Origin of the sequence: Sphingobium sp. (assembly GCF_033795625.1) — a bacterium.
In the GTDB taxonomy this organism is placed as follows: Bacteria; Pseudomonadota; Alphaproteobacteria; order Sphingomonadales; family Sphingomonadaceae; genus Sphingobium.
In genome coordinates this window covers 1-19,162 of the sequence record NZ_JARYGI010000050.1, presented here as the reverse complement: position 1 = coordinate 19,162, position 19,162 = coordinate 1, and the positions used below count along the sequence as shown (strand labels likewise).

22 protein-coding genes, 1 tRNA gene and 1 pseudogene are annotated in these 19,162 nt (G+C 61.3%); 11 read left to right on the top strand and 13 right to left on the bottom strand.

Annotated features, from left to right (window positions below; genetic code table 11):
* Positions 1 to 76 precede the first annotated feature (76 nt).
* The 5 genes and pseudogenes from QHC67_RS17165 to QHC67_RS17145 form a co-directional block, all read right to left on the bottom strand.
* Positions 77 to 277, bottom strand: a pseudogene (locus QHC67_RS17165) (conjugal transfer protein); the annotation flags it as partial.
* A gap of 9 nt (positions 278 to 286) precedes the next feature.
* Entirely contained in the window at positions 287 to 553 is a 267-nt protein-coding gene (locus QHC67_RS17160) for a type IV conjugative transfer system protein TraL (RefSeq protein ID WP_142634040.1), read from the bottom strand.
* Between the two features lie 132 nt (positions 554 to 685).
* On the bottom strand, positions 686 to 1,003 hold the full coding sequence (locus tag QHC67_RS17155) for a hypothetical protein (protein ID WP_086485627.1): 318 nt from the start codon (positions 1,001 to 1,003) through the stop codon (positions 686 to 688).
* A 180-nt stretch (positions 1,004 to 1,183) separates the two neighbouring features.
* A complete protein-coding gene (locus QHC67_RS17150; protein WP_142634038.1) occupies positions 1,184 to 1,957 on the bottom strand; it encodes a DsbC family protein in 774 nt (257 codons plus the stop codon).
* Positions 1,944 to 2,249, bottom strand: coding sequence for a hypothetical protein (locus QHC67_RS17145; protein WP_142634036.1), 306 nt, complete (start codon positions 2,247 to 2,249; stop codon positions 1,944 to 1,946). Before QHC67_RS17145 ends, QHC67_RS17150 begins: the two co-directional genes overlap by 14 nt.
* A 447-nt stretch (positions 2,250 to 2,696) precedes the next feature.
* On the opposite strand from QHC67_RS17145, the gene QHC67_RS17140 reads away from it, so the two are divergent.
* The 4 genes from QHC67_RS17140 to QHC67_RS17125 all read left to right on the top strand — a co-directional run bounded on the left by QHC67_RS17140 (position 2,697) and on the right by QHC67_RS17125 (position 5,916).
* A complete protein-coding gene (locus tag QHC67_RS17140) occupies positions 2,697 to 3,113 on the top strand; it encodes a helix-turn-helix domain-containing protein (protein WP_142634034.1) in 417 nt (138 codons plus the stop codon).
* Positions 3,114 to 3,198: 85 nt separating this feature from the next.
* The gene (locus QHC67_RS17135; RefSeq protein WP_319296115.1) at positions 3,199 to 4,206 is read left to right on the top strand and encodes an HNH endonuclease; all 1,008 of its coding nucleotides are present in this window, start codon (positions 3,199 to 3,201) and stop codon (positions 4,204 to 4,206) included.
* 382 nt (positions 4,207 to 4,588) lie between these two features.
* Entirely contained in the window at positions 4,589 to 4,792 is a 204-nt protein-coding gene (locus QHC67_RS17130) for an excisionase (protein ID WP_142634030.1), read from the top strand.
* Positions 4,753 to 5,916, top strand: a complete 1,164-nt coding sequence (locus QHC67_RS17125; protein ID WP_319296112.1) for an Arm DNA-binding domain-containing protein — start codon at positions 4,753 to 4,755, stop codon at positions 5,914 to 5,916. Before QHC67_RS17130 ends, QHC67_RS17125 begins: the two co-directional genes overlap by 40 nt.
* Positions 5,917 to 6,115: 199 nt before the next feature.
* Here the strand turns inward: QHC67_RS17125 and QHC67_RS17120 are convergent.
* The 3 genes from QHC67_RS17120 to QHC67_RS17110 form a co-directional block, all read right to left on the bottom strand.
* Positions 6,116 to 6,190: transfer RNA gene (locus QHC67_RS17120), tRNA-Glu, on the bottom strand.
* A gap of 279 nt (positions 6,191 to 6,469) precedes the next feature.
* Entirely contained in the window at positions 6,470 to 7,000 is a 531-nt protein-coding gene (locus QHC67_RS17115) for a DUF177 domain-containing protein (protein ID WP_319296110.1), read from the bottom strand.
* Complete coding sequence (locus QHC67_RS17110; protein ID WP_319296108.1) at positions 6,997 to 7,467, bottom strand: ubiquinol-cytochrome C chaperone family protein; 471 nt, start codon at positions 7,465 to 7,467, stop codon at positions 6,997 to 6,999. The genes QHC67_RS17115 and QHC67_RS17110 overlap by 4 nt, the downstream gene beginning before the upstream one ends.
* Positions 7,468 to 7,708: 241 nt before the next feature.
* On the opposite strand from QHC67_RS17110, the gene QHC67_RS17105 reads away from it, so the two are divergent.
* A complete protein-coding gene (locus QHC67_RS17105; RefSeq protein WP_413818564.1) occupies positions 7,709 to 8,218 on the top strand; it encodes an outer membrane protein assembly factor BamE in 510 nt (169 codons plus the stop codon).
* Positions 8,219 to 8,303: 85 nt separating this feature from the next.
* Here QHC67_RS17105 and QHC67_RS17100 read toward each other — a convergent pair whose 3' ends face one another.
* Entirely contained in the window at positions 8,304 to 8,921 is a 618-nt protein-coding gene (locus QHC67_RS17100; protein ID WP_319296107.1) for a hypothetical protein, read from the bottom strand.
* A 62-nt stretch (positions 8,922 to 8,983) separates the two neighbouring features.
* On the opposite strand from QHC67_RS17100, the gene QHC67_RS17095 reads away from it, so the two are divergent.
* The gene (locus QHC67_RS17095) at positions 8,984 to 10,477 is read left to right on the top strand and encodes a PLP-dependent aminotransferase family protein (RefSeq protein WP_413818563.1); all 1,494 of its coding nucleotides are present in this window, start codon (positions 8,984 to 8,986) and stop codon (positions 10,475 to 10,477) included.
* Between the two features lie 57 nt (positions 10,478 to 10,534).
* Here QHC67_RS17095 and ppa read toward each other — a convergent pair whose 3' ends face one another.
* The gene (gene ppa / locus QHC67_RS17090) at positions 10,535 to 11,083 is read right to left on the bottom strand and encodes an inorganic diphosphatase (RefSeq protein WP_319296103.1); all 549 of its coding nucleotides are present in this window, start codon (positions 11,081 to 11,083) and stop codon (positions 10,535 to 10,537) included.
* 37 nt (positions 11,084 to 11,120) lie between these two features.
* Entirely contained in the window at positions 11,121 to 13,043 is a 1,923-nt protein-coding gene (locus tag QHC67_RS17085; RefSeq protein WP_319296102.1) for a peptidase M61, read from the bottom strand.
* 122 nt (positions 13,044 to 13,165) lie between these two features.
* Between QHC67_RS17085 and hisS the strand changes: the two genes are divergently transcribed.
* The 4 genes from hisS to QHC67_RS17065 all read left to right on the top strand — a co-directional run bounded on the left by hisS (position 13,166) and on the right by QHC67_RS17065 (position 17,731).
* A complete protein-coding gene (gene hisS, locus QHC67_RS17080) occupies positions 13,166 to 14,440 on the top strand; it encodes a histidine--tRNA ligase (RefSeq protein WP_319296100.1) in 1,275 nt (424 codons plus the stop codon).
* Positions 14,437 to 15,534 (top strand): peptide chain release factor 1, encoded by a 1,098-nt coding sequence (gene prfA, locus QHC67_RS17075; RefSeq protein ID WP_319296099.1) that lies wholly within the window; start codon positions 14,437 to 14,439, stop codon positions 15,532 to 15,534. Before hisS ends, prfA begins: the two co-directional genes overlap by 4 nt.
* A 34-nt stretch (positions 15,535 to 15,568) precedes the next feature.
* Positions 15,569 to 16,393, top strand: coding sequence for a peptide chain release factor N(5)-glutamine methyltransferase (gene prmC / locus QHC67_RS17070; RefSeq protein ID WP_319296097.1), 825 nt, complete (start codon positions 15,569 to 15,571; stop codon positions 16,391 to 16,393).
* A gap of 336 nt (positions 16,394 to 16,729) precedes the next feature.
* Positions 16,730 to 17,731, top strand: coding sequence for a DUF4167 domain-containing protein (locus QHC67_RS17065; protein ID WP_319296095.1), 1,002 nt, complete (start codon positions 16,730 to 16,732; stop codon positions 17,729 to 17,731).
* 90 nt (positions 17,732 to 17,821) lie between these two features.
* Here the strand turns inward: QHC67_RS17065 and QHC67_RS17060 are convergent, their stop codons facing one another.
* Together QHC67_RS17060 and QHC67_RS17055 are read right to left on the bottom strand one after the other, a co-directional pair.
* The gene (locus QHC67_RS17060) at positions 17,822 to 18,205 is read right to left on the bottom strand and encodes an acyl-CoA thioesterase (RefSeq protein WP_319296093.1); all 384 of its coding nucleotides are present in this window, start codon (positions 18,203 to 18,205) and stop codon (positions 17,822 to 17,824) included.
* Positions 18,198 to 18,497, bottom strand: coding sequence for a hypothetical protein (locus QHC67_RS17055; protein ID WP_319296091.1), 300 nt, complete (start codon positions 18,495 to 18,497; stop codon positions 18,198 to 18,200). The genes QHC67_RS17060 and QHC67_RS17055 overlap by 8 nt, the downstream gene beginning before the upstream one ends.
* 83 nt (positions 18,498 to 18,580) lie before the next feature.
* Here QHC67_RS17055 and QHC67_RS17050 point away from each other — a divergent pair, with 83 nt between their 5' ends.
* Complete coding sequence (locus tag QHC67_RS17050) at positions 18,581 to 19,009, top strand: CBS domain-containing protein (RefSeq protein ID WP_319296089.1); 429 nt, start codon at positions 18,581 to 18,583, stop codon at positions 19,007 to 19,009.
* Positions 19,010 to 19,162: the final 153 nt, after the last annotated feature.

The following is a 19,162-nucleotide window of genomic DNA, read 5'->3' as shown; positions in this document are numbered from 1 at the left end:
GGCATCAGCCCACTCGCGTTCGAAGCCAAGGTGGCATAATGAGATAGGTGACCGGCACAAAACCGTTACAAGTCCAGCGGGTGTTCTGGTTCGAGGTGTAGATCAGCGTGCCGAGCACCGCCGTGATCCCGAACAGGCCGACCACAGCGAGCTTCAGCAGCCGGTTCTCCTCGAACAGGTTGCTCGAACCCTGAAGGTAGCGGTGCAGGCCGAAGCTCGCAGGTTTGCCGAGCAGCGGATCGCGTGGAGGCGCATTGGGGGATTTGCGTCCGAACATCGCTTTTCCTCACTCGAAGAAGCGGGTCTGCGTCGGACCCGGATAGTGGCGAAAGCCGACCAGCCCCCAGCGCCAGGCCATGTGCGGGATGAAGCCGCGCGGCTTGGTGCGGAGCCAGGGAACGAAAAGGAGAAGACCCGCGACGAGCGCCCAACCGAGCATCCCGCCGAGAATTACGGCGACGAAGATGACGGTGATCACCAGCACGAATTCGTCCGATCCGAACCACAGGATCTGGACCGGCTTGTGCAGATATTGGGGTAGCCGCTCGTCCACGAGCCTTCTCCTCCTTGCGTCGTGACCTCCCTGCGAAGCCGGTTGAACTTCGTGGGCTGTCTCGCCATCGCGCCTGTGCGCTCCGGCCCGTTGAGGTCCGCAGTCCGCGTGGGCGGACCACGGACCGAACCGTCAGATCACCATCCCGAAAGTCTGGAGGATCGAATCCGCCTTGATCAGGCAGACCGCCGCGACGATGGTCGGGATGCCGATCATGATGTTGCTGAACAGCCTGCTCACGCCGAACAGGAAGGCCGCGACGCCGCCGACGAAGCCGAGCGGGCCTTTGACGCCCTGGTTCACGACGATATCGTAGATGTCGTAGCCAAGGTCGCCCGCCGCCGGCGCGGAGAAGGCGTGAGCCCCACCGGCGCCAAGCAGCGCGAGCGCGGTCAAAGGGATGCCGACATTGGCGAGCGAGACGGTCTGTCGACCGATGGTCCTCAACATGCTTTTGCTCCTGTGAAGATGGGCCGCTCCGGGATTTGCTTGCCGGCATCGATGGCCGTGCCGCGACACGCGGCGCGGCACGGCGCTGTCGGCCGGCGGCTAGGCTGGGCGGCCCGGTTCGGGCCTTGCCGCCGGCATGGGGCTGGCACAGCGATCGCCGTGCCAGGGATCGGGACATGATCAGCGGTCGGCATTGGCGAGCGCCTTGGTCCCGGCGAGGACCTCCTCGATCTCGGCTTGCCGAAAACCGGAGATGATCTTGCCCTCCGCGATCAGCGTCGGCGTGCCGGAGATGCCGATGCTGCGCACGATCCCGGCGTCGGCCTCGACCCGGGCCTTGCCTTCAGCGCAAGTGCGCAAAGGTGTCGGCGCGGCTCCGGCATAAATCGCCTTGAACGCGGCCTCCTTGTCGGGGGAACAGTGGACATGCTCGGCCTTGGCCGCCGCCTCAGGATGGATGCCGGAAACGAAAAAGATCAGGCGTCGCACCGGCTTGCCCTCGGCCGCCTTCGCTGCCCAGAAGCGGTCCAGCGCACGGCAATAGGGGCAATCGGGATCGGTGAACTCGATGACGACGGGCGCGCCTTCGGGACCGATGGCCAGCGCCTTGCTGGTGTCAATCCCGGCGAGCTTCCTTGCGGCGGCGGAGTTCTGCGCGAGCGCGGTCAGGTTCTGCCCGTTGCGGTCGTACACTTCCGCGAACAGCAGGTGCTCGCTCTCGGGCGCGTAGTAGATGATGCGCCCGCCCGCGCTCGCCTGATAGATCGGCCCCTTGACCGGCGCCGGCCCGAAATCCTCGAACTGCAAATTGGTGAAGGTCTGCCGCAGCTCGTTCTCGGCCTCTCGCGCCGCCGCGGCCAGCGGATCGGGGAGGGCTTGCGCGGTCGCGGCGCTTTGGGCGGCGAAAATCAAAGGCAGGGCGAGCGCTGCCGCCCCGAATTTACGGATGCGCATGCGAAATCTCCTGAATGGTGTTGGACGGACGGGAGAGCAGGCGCGCATCGAGATGCGTGCCCGATCCTACCGGGATGAGTTCACGGCGGTCGGCGGCGATGGGGTTGTCCGCCTCGGCCGCAGCCGCGGCGCGGATCACGAACCCGTCTGCCGTCGCGGCGATGGTCCGCTGCCGCTCCATGTCCAGCATGATGCCGAGTTGCTGGGGGCGCCCGCCGGGCGCGGCACAGGCTGTCGTCGTGGCGACGAGGGCGCCCAGGGCAGCCGTCATCGCTTTGGTAATCGGCTTCATGCACGACTCCAATCGGCGCCTCGCGCCTTGGTTAAGAATGTTTAATGATCCGAAGTATCAGGTCTGATTCGACTTGGGTTGTTCGGAACGAAGCCTGACTGATTTGAATCGACGAGGATTGCAACAGGCCCCGGCAGGGGCCTGCCGCCACCAACGAAATTAGCCGGAATTGCACGAAATTAGTTCTAATCCGGCTTATTCGGGAGCACTCGCGCCGGTCGGCCGCGATTTCGGAAAGAGAGTTCCCATTCAGTCCATTTCCGATGAATCAGGCAGTGAAATGCCGATTGTTCGGTAATCGACACTCATGCTCATATATTCGTTCCTATTCGGCAGATACCTTCCTCTAAAATCAACGGCATCTATTATTGCTCACGATTATCGAGACCACTTACATCTTTCGGGCGATCCATCGCGCCAGGAGGCGTTGCCGCGGAGGACGAGAGCATGGAGCCTGACGATAAATTTGCCGCCGTCGACCTGTCGATCTTCAGGGAGATCAAGATGCTGTCCGGCGAGCGGATCAGGCACGAGCGGAATCTGCGCGGCATCACGCAATTGCAGCTTGCCACCAATATGGGCGGCAGTCCGCGCTGGCTGCGCGAGATCGAAGCCGGCGCGCCGGTGACAAAGCTGGAGGATCATCTGAACGCCGCGCTCAGGCTCGGCATGACGACCGGGCACATTGCGTTCTCGATCCTCTTTGCGGGCCATCGCATGCGGTTCCCGCGTCAGCTGATCTACGGCGATCTCCCCGGCATCGAACGCAAGTGCATCGAGGTCATATCGGAGTCGGTGCTCGCCGCGCTGAAGCAGAACCTGTCACCCGAATGGCGGCGCGACGATGAGAACGGCAAGATATGAAATTCGTGGGTGCCGCGAAGTGCGACGCGCCGCATCCTGGCAATCCCTCGTCCCGCCAACGCAGGCAGGAAGAAATGGAAAGCCCATGAGCCGTCCGCATTATTCACCAGATGGTCACTGGATGCCGTCTATTCCCGGCCAGACCTGTCAGGTCTGCGAAAAGCAGTACACAGCGCACAGGATAAACCAGAAATTCTGCTCACGAAAATGCGCGGGGCTGGCCCGGCGTTTGCCAACATCTCTCAGGGAAAATTCCTGCCTTCATTGTGGAAAGACATTCGAAATTCCTGCCGGGCAAAATGCGAGTGGAAGCCACGCTGCGAAATATTGTTCGCGTGAATGCGTCCGCGCCCATCACGGGTGGTCACAGGCAAGGCGTGTGCCCTGCGCCAACTGCGGAAAGCCGTTTGACGCTTCCGCCAGAGATGCATCACAGCGGTTCTGCTCTACTGCCTGCCTGAACGCGTATCGCAGATCGCGACGCGTCACCAAGACATGCCTCAACTGCGGCGAGCCGTTCACTGTGTCGCGCGCGCGTTCCGACGAGATGCTGTGTTCACGGGCATGTTCGACGTCCTATTATGTCCGTGATCGATCGCCCGGTTGGCAAGGCGGCGTCGTGAAGCAGAACGGGCGGACGTTTCGCAGGATTGACCGCGAGGGCTATGCCGCGAAATATGATGGTGAGCATCGGCTTGTCGTTGAACGCACGATCGGTCGAAGGCTCAAACGGAACGAGGTCGTGATTTGCCTGGATGGCAACAACGATAATCATGCACCCGCGAACCTGTTTCTGTTGCCGAACCAGAAGGAATTCGGTCTGTTGAAAGCAGGAGCCGTGCCGTGGCCCGCGGCATCGAACCTGCGGTCCTATCGCGAGCGAGGATATAGCCGGCCCGATGTGATCGTCGTTCTGCATGAGTGGGACAACGACAGGCGCCAAAACCCGGAATCAAAGCGCTACATCACAAGGCATCCCCAGGCAGACGAGATCATAAAGCGCAGACGCGCCGGAGCGAGCGTGCGCCAGCTGGCAAAGGATTTCGGAATAAGCATGAGTACGATGGCGCAAACCATCCGCAACCGACTCTAGGCTCTTCGGGCAGCGGTTTGCAGCAACGCATCGCCTCAAACGCGAAGCGGCTTCCAAAGGTCAGGCCGCTGACGGGCTGGTCGACAAAAGTGCGAGATGCGGCATCTGTCTGCCTGAAAACGCGATCTTCGTCCTTTGGATGCCGGACCGGAAATGATAGATTAGCCACGCGTCATGGCCTGCCTGCGCTGCCTATCGGGTAGCAGTCCATGCGCTATTCCCATGCACACCCACATGACCGGTTTCGGCGAACTGCGGCTCACAATCCGCGCGTAACAGCTCGATCATTTCAAACCCCCCGAAAGAGGAGGGAGAGGGAGGGAAGCGGAAGCGGCGGGTGGATGGCTGTCCGCGGCTTCCTTTCCTCAACCGCAGAACTGCCATGACGGGCGCGCGCTATGTGCGCATCAAGCGTTTCGCCGAGCTGACCGGCTACACCGAGAAAGCGATCTACCGAAAGATCGCCGACGGCGTGTGGATCCACGGCCGCGAATATCGCCGCGCCCCGGACGGCAGCCTCTGCATAGATCTCGAAGGCTACCAAAAATGGGTAGAAAACGGCCAGGCTCCGGTATCGAGCCGCTGAAGCACTCCATTCGCGTCCGCTTCCGCTGGAACGGCAAGCGCTACCGCGAAACCCTTAACCTTGAACCCACGGCCGCCAACATCAAGGCGGCGGAGCGCCTGATGGCGCGCGTCCATCAGGAAATCGACCTCGGCATCTTCGATTACGAAGCCACGTTCCCGAAAAAGGGGAGTGGCAAGACTGACCGCCAGATAGCCGGAGGCTTCACCACCTACGCGAACCAGTGGCTCGAAACCCTCGTGGTCGAGAAATCAACCATGTCGGACTATGTGTCGGCCATCAACAAGGTCTGGTCGCCGGCTTTCGGAGAACGGAACCTCAAGACCATCAAGCCGAGCGAGATCAAGAAGATCATCGCGGAACGCGCGAAGGTGGTCAGCGGCAAGACGATCAACAACAACATGATCCCCCTGCGCGGCATCTTCGAACTAGCCGTCGATGACGAGTTGCTCGAACGCTCGCCGCTCGATCGGATCAAGAGCCAGAAGCACCAGAAGCGCGAACCCGACCCGTTCGACCGCGAGGAGACCGAGCAGATCCTAGCCTATATGCGCGACCATTATGACGAGCAGGTCTGGAACTGGTACGAGTTTGCTTTCGGCACCGGCATGCGGCCCAGCGAGCAGATCGTCGTCCAGTGGCGCGACGTTGACTGGAAACGCCAGACGATCCGGATTGAGCGCGCCCGCGTCCGCGCCGTCGAGAAGTCGACCAAGACGCGAACCGTGCGGGACATCGATCTCACTCCGCGCATGATGGCCGTGCTGCAGCGTCAGAAGGCGCACAGCTTCATGCGCGGTCTCGATTCGCCGATCTTCATCAACCCGGTCACCAATACGCCGTGGCCGGACGTCCAGGACCAGCGGAAGCTCTATTTCCACCCGACGCTACGCGCGCTCGGCATCCGCAGCCGGGATGCCTATCAGACACGCCATACCTATGCGACGACCGCGCTGATGGGCGGCGTGAACCCGGCCTATATCTCCCGGCAACTCGGTCACAGAAGCGCGGCGATGCTGTTCAGGCATTACTCGAAATGGATCGACCATGGCGACTTTGGTCGTGAGGCCGCCAAGCTCAACCAGATCTACGGCGACGCGGGACCGTCCAAAGCGGCATTTTAAAGCAGCGCTGCCAGTGCTTGTGCGGCCCCGAGATCGCGGGACCTGTACGATGCCATCTCTTGATTCACCGACCTGAAAAGCCGTCAAACAGGCGGCCCGATCGCGCAAGATTCGAGGGTCGAGATTCGCAAATGGGCCACCTAATGGGCCACCTTTTTGCAAATTTCTGGATAAAATCCAGATTTATCAACTGCTTACATGGTGACCCCTACGGGAATCGAACCCGTGTTTCAGCCGTGAGAGGGCCGCGTCCTAACCGCTAGACGAAGGGGCCAGATCGTGAGGCGGTGTGCCTTACCAAAATGGATCGTTGATCGCCAAGGCAGTAAACGAAACTGCATTGAATATCCCGACATTGGCGCTCTTAACGGATCATGAGGGCGATGCAAGTAGGTCTTTCGCCGATCTTACTAGCGGCCGGGTACGCGAGGTGTGGATCAGCTTTCTTGCTCATGCCGGTCATGTGTATTTCGCTTAGTTTATCGCAAAACAATTGGGGGCAACGCTGGAGCGTGGTGGTTCCGATACTTGGCAAGCCCAGAAGCAAAGTCCCTTAGCGGTTCTTTTTCTCCTTCAAAGCAGCTAAGGCGGCGAAAGGTCCTGCCTGATCCTCCGTCAGCACGCCGCGCTTGCGTAGCCACTGATCGGCTTGCGGTGCGCGGGGGTAGGGCTCGACGGATAGCGCCAGGGTTTGCGCCACCGCTTCGCCGATGTCGATCGCGCCGCCCTCGTAGAAATGGGTATCGCATTCTTCTTCGCTCAGTTCGAACTCCTCGTCCTGCGACGCCTCACCTTCCAACTGGAAGCGGATCACGAAGGGCGCATCGACCATCTCTTGCACTGGCTCGGACGTCGCCACGCATGGCTGGGCGAGTGTAGCCCGCAAGCGGCCACGGGCTACGGGGCTGCCGTTCTCTTCGGTCAGACTATAATCTGCCTCCAACCGATCGATCGCAGAAAAGCCAAAGCGTTTGGCCAGCGCTTCGCACTCCTCCGGCGTTGCGGCCACATGCGCGCCTGCGGCGTTGCTCACCGCCTGGTCAAGCCGGACGCTGCGGGAAAATTCGGGGAGGGGGGTACTCATCGCACGAGCCTTCCCGCCAGAATGTTCTCCGTCGGCACGTCAGCCAGTGCAGTGCGGAGATTTTGAACTTCACTCGCAACGTAGGCCGATGCCCTCGGCGAGGGAACTTCGCCGCGATAGAGGTTGCGAATCAATGCAGCTTCCAGGTCGCCGTCGGGCGCAAGTCCGGCCCGATACGCAGTCAGTCGCCCGCCGAGCGCGCTCATCATCCTGCCGATATGTTTGCCGACGATCATGTCGCCTATCCCGATCTGACGCAGTTGACCATCCATATCGTTGATGAACAATTCCGTCAGCCACACGCTCTGTTGCCGCGCCGTCTCCTCGCCTTCCAGCCGGAGCAATATGACGCAAAGGATGGCCGCGATCATGTCGAAACGCCCGTCGAGCGTATCGGGTACATCGCCCGTCGCATACCAGTGGGGTTCCCGGCCCCGCGCAACGACAGCCGCATAGAGCGGCGCCATTTGAGAGCGAGGATCTTCTCGGTTGAAGAGACGATCGAGGAAAGACATTGAGACACGCCACCAAATGAGAGATTGAACCGGATGCCCCAGCGGTCCTGCCTACTGCCTGTCGCAGGGGCCTTGTTTGCTGGTGCGCATTTCCATATTGATTGCCGACCCGCGCAATGCAATGGCCAAACATCGGCAATTGTCTTGCCGCTCTAGATGCTGTTTCGCGGCACATTGCCGCCAGGAGAATATCATGCGTGATCCCCGATCCGGCCCCGTACGTTTCCGGAGCCGCGTTCCGCTGATGATCGGAGCTTTGGCGCTGACCATCGGTGCGTCTGGTTGCGCGCGGATCCGCACGCATCAAGGGTATCAGGTTGATAAGCTTCTGGTAGATTCCGTGCAGCCGGGCATCGACAATCGCGCGTCCGTGGAAGCGACGCTTGGCCGTCCCACGTTTACGTCTCAGTTCGGGGAAGCAGACTGGTACTATGTCTCGCGGGACATGCGGCAGCTCGCCTTCGCTTCGCCACGTCCTTCTGCGCAGACCGTGTTGCGGGTACGCTTCGATCCTGCCGGCAATGTCGCGGCGGTCGACCGTACCGGGCTTGAACAAGTTGCGCGCATTTCTCCAAGCGGTGACAAGACGCCGACCCTTGGCCGCAACCGCAGCCTGTTCAATGAGATCTTCGGCAATATCGGTGCCGTAGGCGCGGGCGGCGCTATGGGCGGTGCTTCAGGTCCAGGACCTAACGGCAGCTGAAGCCAGTAAAGCTGAAGCCAGTAAAAAAGGACCGGCTGGCGCGGTGCGCCAACCGGTCAGGGGGCCTCGTAGTAACCTAGAGATTTCAGGAGGTTGCGGTAACTGAAGTTCGATCTTTTGCTTTTGGCGTCAGTTGAAACCAAGGCAACGCATGGTGGACGATCCAGCCGATGCTGGCGGCATAGAGCACGGTCCCCACGCCCACCGTTCCGCCTAGCAGCCACCCTGTTGCCAGCACCGTCAGCTCAATGGCCGTCCGTACAATCTTGACTGGCCAGCCCGTCCGCCCGCAAATTCCGGTCATCAGCCCATCGCGAGGACCAGGACCTAGGCCCGCACCTATATATGCGCCGCCCGCGATGCCGTTCAGCACGATTCCTGCCGTTAGAAAAAAGAATCGCTCGGGATAGCCGAGGGGCGTGGGGAGGATCATCAGCGAAAGATCCACCGCAGTTCCGATGACCACGATATTAAGGACCGTTCCGATCCCCGGCCGTTGCCGCATTGGAATCCAGAGCAGCAAGACAATCAGCCCCACAAGGTTGACCGTCATGCCGAAGCTCAGTCCCAACACCGGCGCGATGCCCTGATGAAGGACATCCCATGGGTCCAGCCCGAGGTTCGCTCGGAGCATCATCGCCATGGAAAAGCCGTAGAGGATCAATCCCCATACCAGTTGAAAAAAGCGCCGCGTCATCATCATGATCCATGCCAATGACGCGTTGTGGCATTGAATGTTAGGGCCACTTGTGATTTCTTGGCATTATGACATCGCCCTTCAATTCGACTCTTGGAGCAACTTCGCTCGTCCGCCATCTAGGGCGGTGGCGCAATGCCGTGGCGGGGGATCCAGCCTATCGTCAGTTGGCACGGGCATTGAAGCTGCTGATAATGGACGGGCGGGTACCCCTGGGTGTGCGTGTGCCAGGCGAGCGGGAGTTGGCACTTGCGCTCGGCATCAGTCGGACGACCGTCGCGGCGGCCTTCAACCAGTTGCGAGATGAAGGTTATCTGCTCAGCCGGCAGGGCTCGGGCACAGTAACGCGCGTTCCGAATGGACGAGACGCTAGCTCCTTGACGAACACGGACGCCGAGGAGGCGGACGTTATAAACTGGACTGCCGCTGCACTGCCGGCTCCGGCAGGCGTGTGGCAGGCCTACGAAGCAGCGCTGATGCAGCTTCCCGCATGGCTTACGGGGCTGGGCTATGAGGCGACGGGCATCCCGCGCCTGCGGGAAGCGATCGCGGCGGATTATGTGCGCCGCGGTTGCCCCACGCGGCCCGAGCAGATTCTCGTGACCAGCGGGGCTCAGCATGGCCTCACTCTGATCTTGCGCCTTTTGGCAGGACCCGGCGATCGCATCGTCGTGGATCATCCGACCTACCACAATGCGCTTTCGGCGATCAGCCATAACAATTGCCGCGCAGTCCCAGTGGGGCTCCCGGCGCAGGGCTGGGACATAGAAGCCATACAGGCCGTGCTACGCCAGACCGCGCCACGCTTCGCCTATATCATCGCTGATTATCATAATCCCACGGGCCGACACATGAACGTGCCGACGCGTCGCGCCCTTGTGGAAGCGGCAGCTCGTACACGAACGCCACTGGTGATCGATGAGACGATGGCCGAAATGACGCTGGAGGGCGACTTGTTCGGGCAGAGCGCCGAGGGAGCGGTGCCACCTGTTGCGGCATTCGACACCGACGGCACCGTGATCAGCCTGGGCTCGGCGAGTAAGCGGTATTGGGGCGGATTGCGCATCGGCTGGGTGCGGGCGGACGAACAGACGATCGCAGCCCTTGGCCGAGTCCGCGCGACGATCGACATGGCGACACCCATTGTCGAACAGCTGGTCGTAGCCGCTCTTCTGGAAAGCGGCGCTGGTTCTGACAGCGCGCGGCGTGCGGAGATCCGGGACACACGCGACCGGCTTGTGGCGCTGCTCGCTGATCGTCTGCCGGATTGGAAAATGGAGGTGCCGCCGGGGGGGCTTAGCTTGTGGGCTGAAATGCCGCGGCCCGAAGCGTCTGCCCTTGCGGCCATGGCTCAGGCCGAAGGGCTGCGGGTGGCGCCCGGTCCGCGCTTCGGCCTGGATGGCGCGTTCGAGCGATTCGTCCGGTTGCCATTCACCCTGCCGCCTTCCCAGATGCCGACCGCGGTGGACCGCCTGGCGAGGGCTTCGGAACGTTTGCGGATGAGGTTTCGTCCGGCGAAGGATCCATCGGTGTGGGCGTTGGAAGCCGAACGCGTAATCTAGCTGCACGAAAAAGGCGCCGCAGCACTGCTGCGACGCCTCATCGCACACTGGCAAAGTTCAGGCGGCTTTCGCTGCCTTGTCGGCCTTGTAGCGTTCGATCGCCTCGATGGTGATCTGGCGCGCATCTTCCGCGCCGCCCCAGGTGCCGACGCGCACCCACTTCTGCTTTTCCAGATCCTTGTAGTGCGTGAAGAAATGCTCGATCTGCTGGAGGATGATCTCGGGCAGATCGGCGCGTTCGCCGACATCCGAATAATAAGGGAAGGTCGAGTCCACCGGCACGCATACCAGCTTTTCATCGCCGCCTGCTTCGTCTTCCAGGTTCAGGACGGCAATCGGACGTGCGCGGACGACGCAGCCGGGCACGAATGGCGAACGCGCGATCACCAACGCGTCCAGGGGATCGCCATCGGGCGAAAGGGTGTGCGGAACGAAGCCGTAATTAGCGGGGTAACGCATCGGGGTGTGCAGAATACGGTCCACGAACAGGGCGCCCGATACCTTGTCGAATTCATATTTTACCGGTTCGCCCCCCACAGGCACTTCGATGACGACGTTAAGGCTGTGCGGCGGATCGTCACCCACGGGGATCAGTTCGATGTTCATGTATTCACCTTGTCTGCACGATGGATAATAGGGGCGATTATGTTTTCGGTTGCAGCAACTTGTCGAGGCTGCCCTCACCCTCTCCTGTCTTTTCGAGGCGCGGATAGCGCAAGCCACCCGAATAATCGAGTTTAATAGTGCGGAAATTCTTGTCCTGCCGCAGGATCAATTCCACCGGGCGCTTGGGATCCTTCGCTGCGGTCAGCGCTTCCTTGAACCCGTCGCCGGAAAACTCCCTGCCATTCACGGCCAGAAGCTTTGCCCCTACGGTCAAACCTGCCTTGAACGCCGGACTGTCCCATACGACGCTCATGACTTCGCCATCGTTCTTGACGATCAGGCCAGCGCCGAAGCTCTGGTCCACGCCTTTCAGGTCCTTTTCCACCTGTTTGCTCGTTGCGCCGGGCTTTTCGCCGTAGACCAGCCGATAGCCGCCCATCGTCAGGCCCGCCTTGGTCACTTCGCGCGTCGGCTGATCGACTCGCGCCGCCAGAAAGCCTGCCCAATCATAGGGCGCGACGCTGTTGAGCGTGTCAATGACGTCCTGCCGTGTGTACGTCACCTGGCCCCAGTCGCCCGGCTTGATGCCGAAGAACGCCTTGGCGAAATCGTCCAGCCCCTTTGCGCCGCGCGTCTGCTGGCGAATGATCGCATTGGCTTCAAGCCAGATCATCAGGCCCTCGTTATAATAGTCCTCCGACCGCTGCCAACTCGACCAGCCTTTAGGGCGACGAGCGGAGATGATCGGATCATGCGTGGTATCTTCCATCGGCCGCCACTCACGCCCGCGAGTGGTATCCAGCCTTGCAGCGATATGCGCATAGGCGTCCAGCGTCTGCTCCTTGGTGTAGAGCCCCGATCGTGCGCCAAGAACATAGCCCCAGAACTGGGTCTGCCCTTCATAGACCCATAGCAGGTTGTTCTGCATCGGCGTCTTGAAGTCCGGCGTCCACAGCTTCTCAGAGCGGCGGAACTTGCCGTCCCAGCTGTGCGTAAATTCGTGCGGTAGAAGATTGCGTTCGCCGGGGCCTTCGTCCCACTTCGGGAAGTAGCCGGGATCGACACCATTTTCGGAGGAGCGATGATGCTCCAGCCCGATCGATCCCATCTCGTCGGTGATCGCCAGCAGGAAATCATAATGATCGAAATGCTTTGCACCGAACAGCGCGACGGCTTCGTCGACCAGCTTCTTGTGTTTTGCCATCTGGGTGGGTGTGAACACCAGCTCGGAAGCATTGTCCGCGACCATGTTCAGCGTCACGTCCTGTCCCAGATCCACTGCCTTGAAATAGCGTCCGGCAAAGACCGGCGAATCGACCAGTGCTTCATAATCGATGGTTTCATAAGCTACGGTCGATCCGGTCTTCTTGCCCCGAAGCGCCGTCGCCGCCTGCCATCCGTCAGGATAGGTGACGGTCGCCTTCACTGGAATTTGCCGGGTGTAGTAGCCCACGGGATATAGTGAGACGGCCTCCCATTGCAGATTCAGCATGTTCTCGGTCACGACGACGCGGCCCTGATTTCCGGCGGTGGCGGACAGGAACTGGAATTCCGCGACGACATTGCGCACGCCTGCGGGCACGTCGATCTTGAACGAAAAGACGTCCAGCGGATCGCGAGTCCAGGGCAGCACCTTGCCATTGGCCGTGAAGCGCAGCCCACTCAGCTTTTCGATCTGCCCGCGCGGCGCGTGATTGCCCGGCAGCCATGCCGGCATCGCCAGGGTCAGCGGCCCGGATTGCGCAACGGGGATCGTCTCTTTGACCCGGAAGATGCGCTGGATGGTATCGGTGGCGTCCACGTCCAGCGCGATGGTGCCGCCGGGATAGGGAATGTCCTTGGGCCCGGCTTCCTGCGGAAGCGGCGCTGCGACCGGCTTCGACCGTATGGCGTCCTGCGCCGCGGCGGGTGCAGTAAGCAAGGTCGAGAACAGAAGAACGGCGGCAAAACTGCGGCGCATGAGAGAAGTCTCCGGAAAGGAAGGGAAAATGCATAGATTATTATGCCGATACATGCCGCCGTATTTTACGCGCGTCCAGTCCTGTTCCATTCCCCGCAAAATGCCGCTACACGCCCATCCCCATGGCGAAAATCGAAACTCCCCGACCGATCCGTGGCACGCAGAACATGCTGGGCGACAGCGCCGACCGCTTTGCGCATGTGGTCGCGACATTCGACCGGGTTCGCCGCCTGTACGGGTTCCAGCGGATCGAAGTTCCGGTGTTTGAAAGCACGGCCGTCTTTGCCCGATCGTTGGGCGAGAGCACCGATGTCGTTTCCAAGGAAATGTACACCTTCGAGGATCGCGGCGGCGACAGCCTGACGTTGCGGCCCGAGTTCACGGCCGGAATAGCTCGCGCCTACATCACGGAGGGCTGGCAGCAATATGCGCCGCTCAAGGTCGCGACCCACGGCCCGCTCTTCCGGTATGAGCGCCCGCAAAAGGGCCGATTCCGTCAGTTTCATCAGCTGGACGCGGAAATCATCGGCGCGGCGGAACCGGGCGCGGATGTCGAGCTTCTGGTCCTGGCAGACCAGTTGCTGAAGGAATTGGGCATCACCGAAGGCGTGACCCTGACGCTCAACACCTTGGGTGATGTGGAGAGCCGCGACGCCTGGCGCGCGGCGCTGGTGGCGCATTTCGAAGCGCATCGGGATCAGCTTTCCGAAGATAGCGTCGATCGCCTTTCACGCAATCCGCTGCGCATCTTGGATAGTAAGGACCCGCGCGACCGGCCGATCGCCGATAGCGCTCCGGACATCGATGCCTTTTTGACGGACGGGGCTCGCGCTTTCTTCGAGAAAGTGACGGCCGGGCTGGATGCCGCTGGCGTCGCATGGGAGCGCAATGCGCGGCTCGTGCGGGGATTGGATTATTATCGCCATACCGCCTTTGAATTCGTCACCGATCGGCTGGGCGCGCAGGGCACGGTGCTGGGCGGCGGGCGCTATGATGGCTTGATCGAGAATATGGGCGGGCCGGTGACGCCTGCGGTCGGGTGGGCTGCAGGGATCGAGAGGCTGGCCATGCTGATCGATGCGCCCGCGCGGGAACGCACGATATGTGTTGTCCCGGACGCGCCGCATCTGAATGATAAAGCACTTACAACCCTTGCCATGCTACGCCGGGCTGGCATTGCAGGTGAGATAGCTTTTCGCGGTAACGCCAAGAGACAGATTGAAGTGGCGAATAAGCGAGGCGCGCAAGCCATTCTGTTCGTCCGAGATGCAGAAGCAAGCGGTGGCGAGTTTTACGTTCGTCCCCTTCTCGACAACAGCATCGAGGAGGTAACGCGTCTTCACGACCTTGTGCGTTCTGCAGGCATTGATGCGTTCGCGGGTACAGGCGCTCGATGACCTCGATCTCCCCCGAACGCATTGCCCAGATCGAGCGGCTGCGCGATGAGGTGCAGGCGAATATGGCGCGGCCCGATCTGCCGCCCGAGGAGTTCGTCCGCCTCTCCAAACAATATGCCGAACTGGAGCCAGTGGCCCGCGCCGCCCATGATGTGCGGCGGCTGCGGCAGGAGCTGAGTGCGCTGGAGACGATGGCGGGCGGCGATGATCCCCATACCGACCCCCTGATGCGCGAAATGGCGCAGGAGGAAATCCGGGAACTGAAAGAGCAACTCCCGCAGGCCGAGCGGGCGCTGGCCCTGCAGCTTCTCCCCCGGGATTCGGCAGATGCGCGCCCGGCGATGCTTGAAATCCGCGCCGGCACTGGCGGCGATGAAGCGGCGCTGTTCGCCGGCGACCTTTTTCGCATGTATGCCAAATATGCCGAGGAGCAGGGATGGAAGGTTGACCTGATCTCCGCCAACGCGCCTGACGTGGGCGGCTATAAGGAAGTCGTAGCTTCCGTCACCGGGACCGGTGTGTTCGCCAGGCTGAAGTTCGAGAGCGGCGTTCATCGCGTCCAGCGCGTACCGACGACAGAGAGCGGCGGCCGCATCCACACCTCTGCCGCCACCGTCGCGGTGCTGCCTGAGCCGGAGGACGTGGACATCCAGATCAACGAAGCCACCGATCTGCGTATCGATGTATATCGGGCGTCGGGCTCCGGCGGGCAGCACGTCAACACCACTGACAGCGCGGTTCGTATTACGCATTTGCCCACCGGCCTTGTCGTGACGCAACAGGACGAGAAGTCGCAGCACAAGAACAAGGCCAAGGCGCTGAAGATTCTGCGCACGCGCCTTTATGAAGCGGAGCGTGAGCGGACGCAAAGCGAGCAGGCCGGAGCCCGAAAGGCCATGGTCGGATCGGGCGATCGGTCGGAGCGGATTCGCACCTACAACTTCCCGCAGGGCCGCGTGACCGATCACCGCATCAACCTTACGCTGCATCGCTTGCCCGAGATACTGGAGGGACCGGGACTCGATGAAGTGATCTCCGCCCTGATCGCGGAGGACGAGGCGGCGCGTCTGGCGCAGCTGGACTCTGCCGGATGAGGCAGTCAGCCCCTGTCGATCGGCGCTGACCATCATGGGGGTCGCCGAAGCTCTCCGACTGGCGACGGCGCAGCTGGCAGCGGGAAGTGCTACCCCGCGCCTCGACGCCGAACTGCTTCTCGCTCACGCGCTCCAGATCGAGCGGAATGAACTGCTGCTCAAGCAACGCGACCTGAGCGTGCCTGTCAACTTCGAGGCACTTGTCGCGCGCCGTGCGTCGGGCGAACCCGTCGCGCACATCACCGGCACGCGCGATTTCTGGACGCTGAGCTTGCGGGTGACACCGGACGTGCTGATACCCCGCCCCGATACCGAAACGCTGATCGAAGCGGCACTCGATTACTTCAGGGCGCGGAGGGCGCCCACGCGCGTCTTGGACCTCGGGACTGGGGCCGGAGCGCTTCTGCTAGCTGCCTTGCATGAATGGCGCGATGCGACCGGCCTCGGCATCGACGCGTGTGCGGCTGCGCTTGAGGTCGCGCGCGACAATGCCCGGCGCAATGATATGGCTGATCGGGCCGATTTCCGCTTGGGCGACTGGGGGGAGGGTGTGGTCGAGACTTTCGACCTCATCCTCTCCAACCCGCCTTATATCTCCACTTCGGCAGAGCTTCCCCGGGACGTTCTGCATCATGAGCCCCATATGGCGCTCTTCGCGGGAGAAGACGGGCTGGACGACTATCGACGTATATCGCTTCAACTCTCCCCTTTGCTCGCGCCAGGAGGCTTTGCCGCCGTTGAGATCGGCTTCGATCAGGGCCAAAGCGCCGCCATCCTCTTTCGCGATGCAGGCTTTCACGTCGCTGTGCGTCGTGATCTCGCGGGGCATGATCGCTGCCTGGAAATTACCCGAAGATAGCCTATTTAAGTCTCCTGCAATGCGATTTTCCTTGGTTTCCCCTTCTGGAGGGTTTAGGAGGTGGGCTCAGGGAAAGCCGCGGTCCGTGTGGGACTGGCATACCTGCTCCCAAAGTCATGACGGCGCAGTGGTATTCGCGCTGTCGGCAGGCTGGGGGTTCGGGTCTCCTAGGCGGAGATACCCGGCCCGGCGCAGCCATGCCCATATAGGCTGGAGCGGTACATTAAGCGATTCTAGGCGTGTCGGAAATCAACCGCTCGGATCGAAAGAAAACAGGGGATCGAGCGATCCGTTCGCGGACGCTTCTAGGGATTACTTTGATACTAGGAATCACCATTGATTAACAATCGTCAGGCCGGTCGCCGCAATCGTGGCCGGAACAATAATAATAATGGTCGTCCCGGCGGACAAAACCGTGGCGGCGGCGACAACGGCAACCGCATCGATAATCGCTCACGCGGCAACGCCGCGCAGTTGCTGGAGAAATACCGGAACATGGCGCGCGATGCGCAACTGTCCGGGGACCGCGTGAATGCGGAATATTATCTCCAGTTCGCCGACCATTATTTCCGGGTGCTGGCCGATAACCGCGCTCGCCAGGAAGAAGCCCAGGGCATCCAGCAGCAACAGCGCCAGCAGCGCCCATGGGATCCCGAATCGGATGGCGACGATTTCGAAAGCGCCGATGGCAACAGCGAGTTTGAAGATCGCCCGGGCTATGCGCCGCAGGGCAATGGGTCTGGCAATCGCGACAACAGCAATCGCGACAACAGCAATCGCGAGGGCGGCAACCGTGAGCAAGGCCAGCGCGACTACAACCAGCGCGAGCAGGTAAGGCGTGAAGGTGGCCAGCGCGATAATGGCCCGCGGGAGGGCCAGCGCGACCAGAACCGTGACAACTATGGCCGCAACGGCAACCGGCGTGACCGCCCGCAGCATCAGCCAGTTCGCGAAGATGCTGAAGTGGAAGCCGCTGCGCCCGCTTATGAACCGGTTGCCGAGGCTCCGCGTGAAGAGGGCGTGCAGCCGCGTCGTGGTCGCGGGCGCCCGCCGCGTGATCGCTCCGCGCCCGCGGTGCCTGAAGTCGTAGAGGCGGCTCAGGATGAGAGTCCTGTGGTGACTGAGGAAGTGGCCGAAGCATCGCGTGCACGTCGTGTGGTGCGTCAGCGTCGCCCGCGTGAGGAAGCTGTGAGCCAAGACGAACCGGCGGGCCTCGATTTGACGGTTCTGCCACCGGCCATCTCGCGCGGGGATAATGACGGCGCGGAGGCTGCAACCGAAGAGACTCCGCGTAAACGCACGCGCCGCGTTCGCCCGGCGGCCGAAGCAGCCGAGTAATACATTTGCGATAGTGACAAAGAAGGGCGGCGCCGAAAGGTGCCGCCCTAATGGCGTGTCCTCGTCTTGCTCGATCGAAGAACCTGTGCCTTAGCCAGATCTGCCGGGCGGTGATATTGCCCGCGGGCGATGATTTTCATCGAGCGCCACGAACGTAAACAGGCCGCTCGTGACCTGTATTTCTTCTTCCATCGGCCCGCGTGTGGCTACGACATCGATGCGGATCGCAATGGACGTACGGCCGATCCGCTCGACCACGGCGTAGACGGAGACAATGTCTTGCAAAAGAATCGGGGCGATGAACTCCATGGCTTCGATTGCCACTGTCGCCACGGCTCCCCCGGCGGCCCGGTGCGCAACGATACCACCGGCTATGTCCATCTGACTCAACACCCAACCACCAAAAATATGGCCGTTGGCGTTGATGTCGCCGGGTCTTGGGACGGTGCGCAATATCGGTTTACGATCACTCATCTATATCAATCATCCCTCTGAGTCTGTCTTCGACCTCTTCGTCATGGCCGGTCCCGCTGGACAGAAAAAGCAGGCCCATCAGTCCGGTGCCCAGCATGAAGGTGCAAAATACGCCGCCGCAGGTGGCTAGGATCATGTGAAGCGGCATCGGCCCCGTCCAGTACCAAAGCACGGCCAAGGCCACTGCGACGCAAACGATCGCTATCAGGGCCATCCATTTCATAAACCTTCGATAACGCGCCCACGCAGTGGCCGCGATTTCGGGATCATCCAGGGCTTTGCCGCGCTTCATGTCTTTCCTTTGGCGACTGGACATGGGATCATCAACCCCTCAGCCCATTAAGGGACGGAAAGCGCCGCGAAACGGAGAGATTTATGACGATAGCCGCGATTCTCAACAGCAAGGGCAGCGATGTCCTCCAAGTAACACCCGATGCGACGGTTCTTTCCGTCGTGGCGATCTTGGCGGAGAAGCGAATCGGCTGCGTGCCTGTGATCCAGGATGGAAAAGTGGTCGGCATTTTTTCGGAGCGGGACGTCGTATATCAACTGGGAAGCGCAGGTCCTTCGATGCTGGAAGGGTTGGTCGGCAACGCGATGACGGCGCCAGCGGTCACGATCTCCTCTGACACGCCAGTCATTTCGGCGCTTTCCTTGATGACTCGGCGGCGCATCCGGCATCTGCCGGTGGTGGACGGCGGCAGGATGGTCGGGTTCGTCTCGATTGGCGATCTGGTAAAATATCGGATCGACCATATCGAAGCGGAAGCTGCCGCGATGCGCGACTATATCCAGAACGCCTGAGTGAGAGGGAGGAGGGGTTGCAGTATGCAGCCCTCCTGAAATCCCCTGATATCATAGGTTTCCTTGGTCCCTCTGTTTTTTTGTCATAAAATTGAAAAGGGGAGTTGACGGTTTATGGTGATGGGCATATATGCCGTTTCACCGGACGGGGCG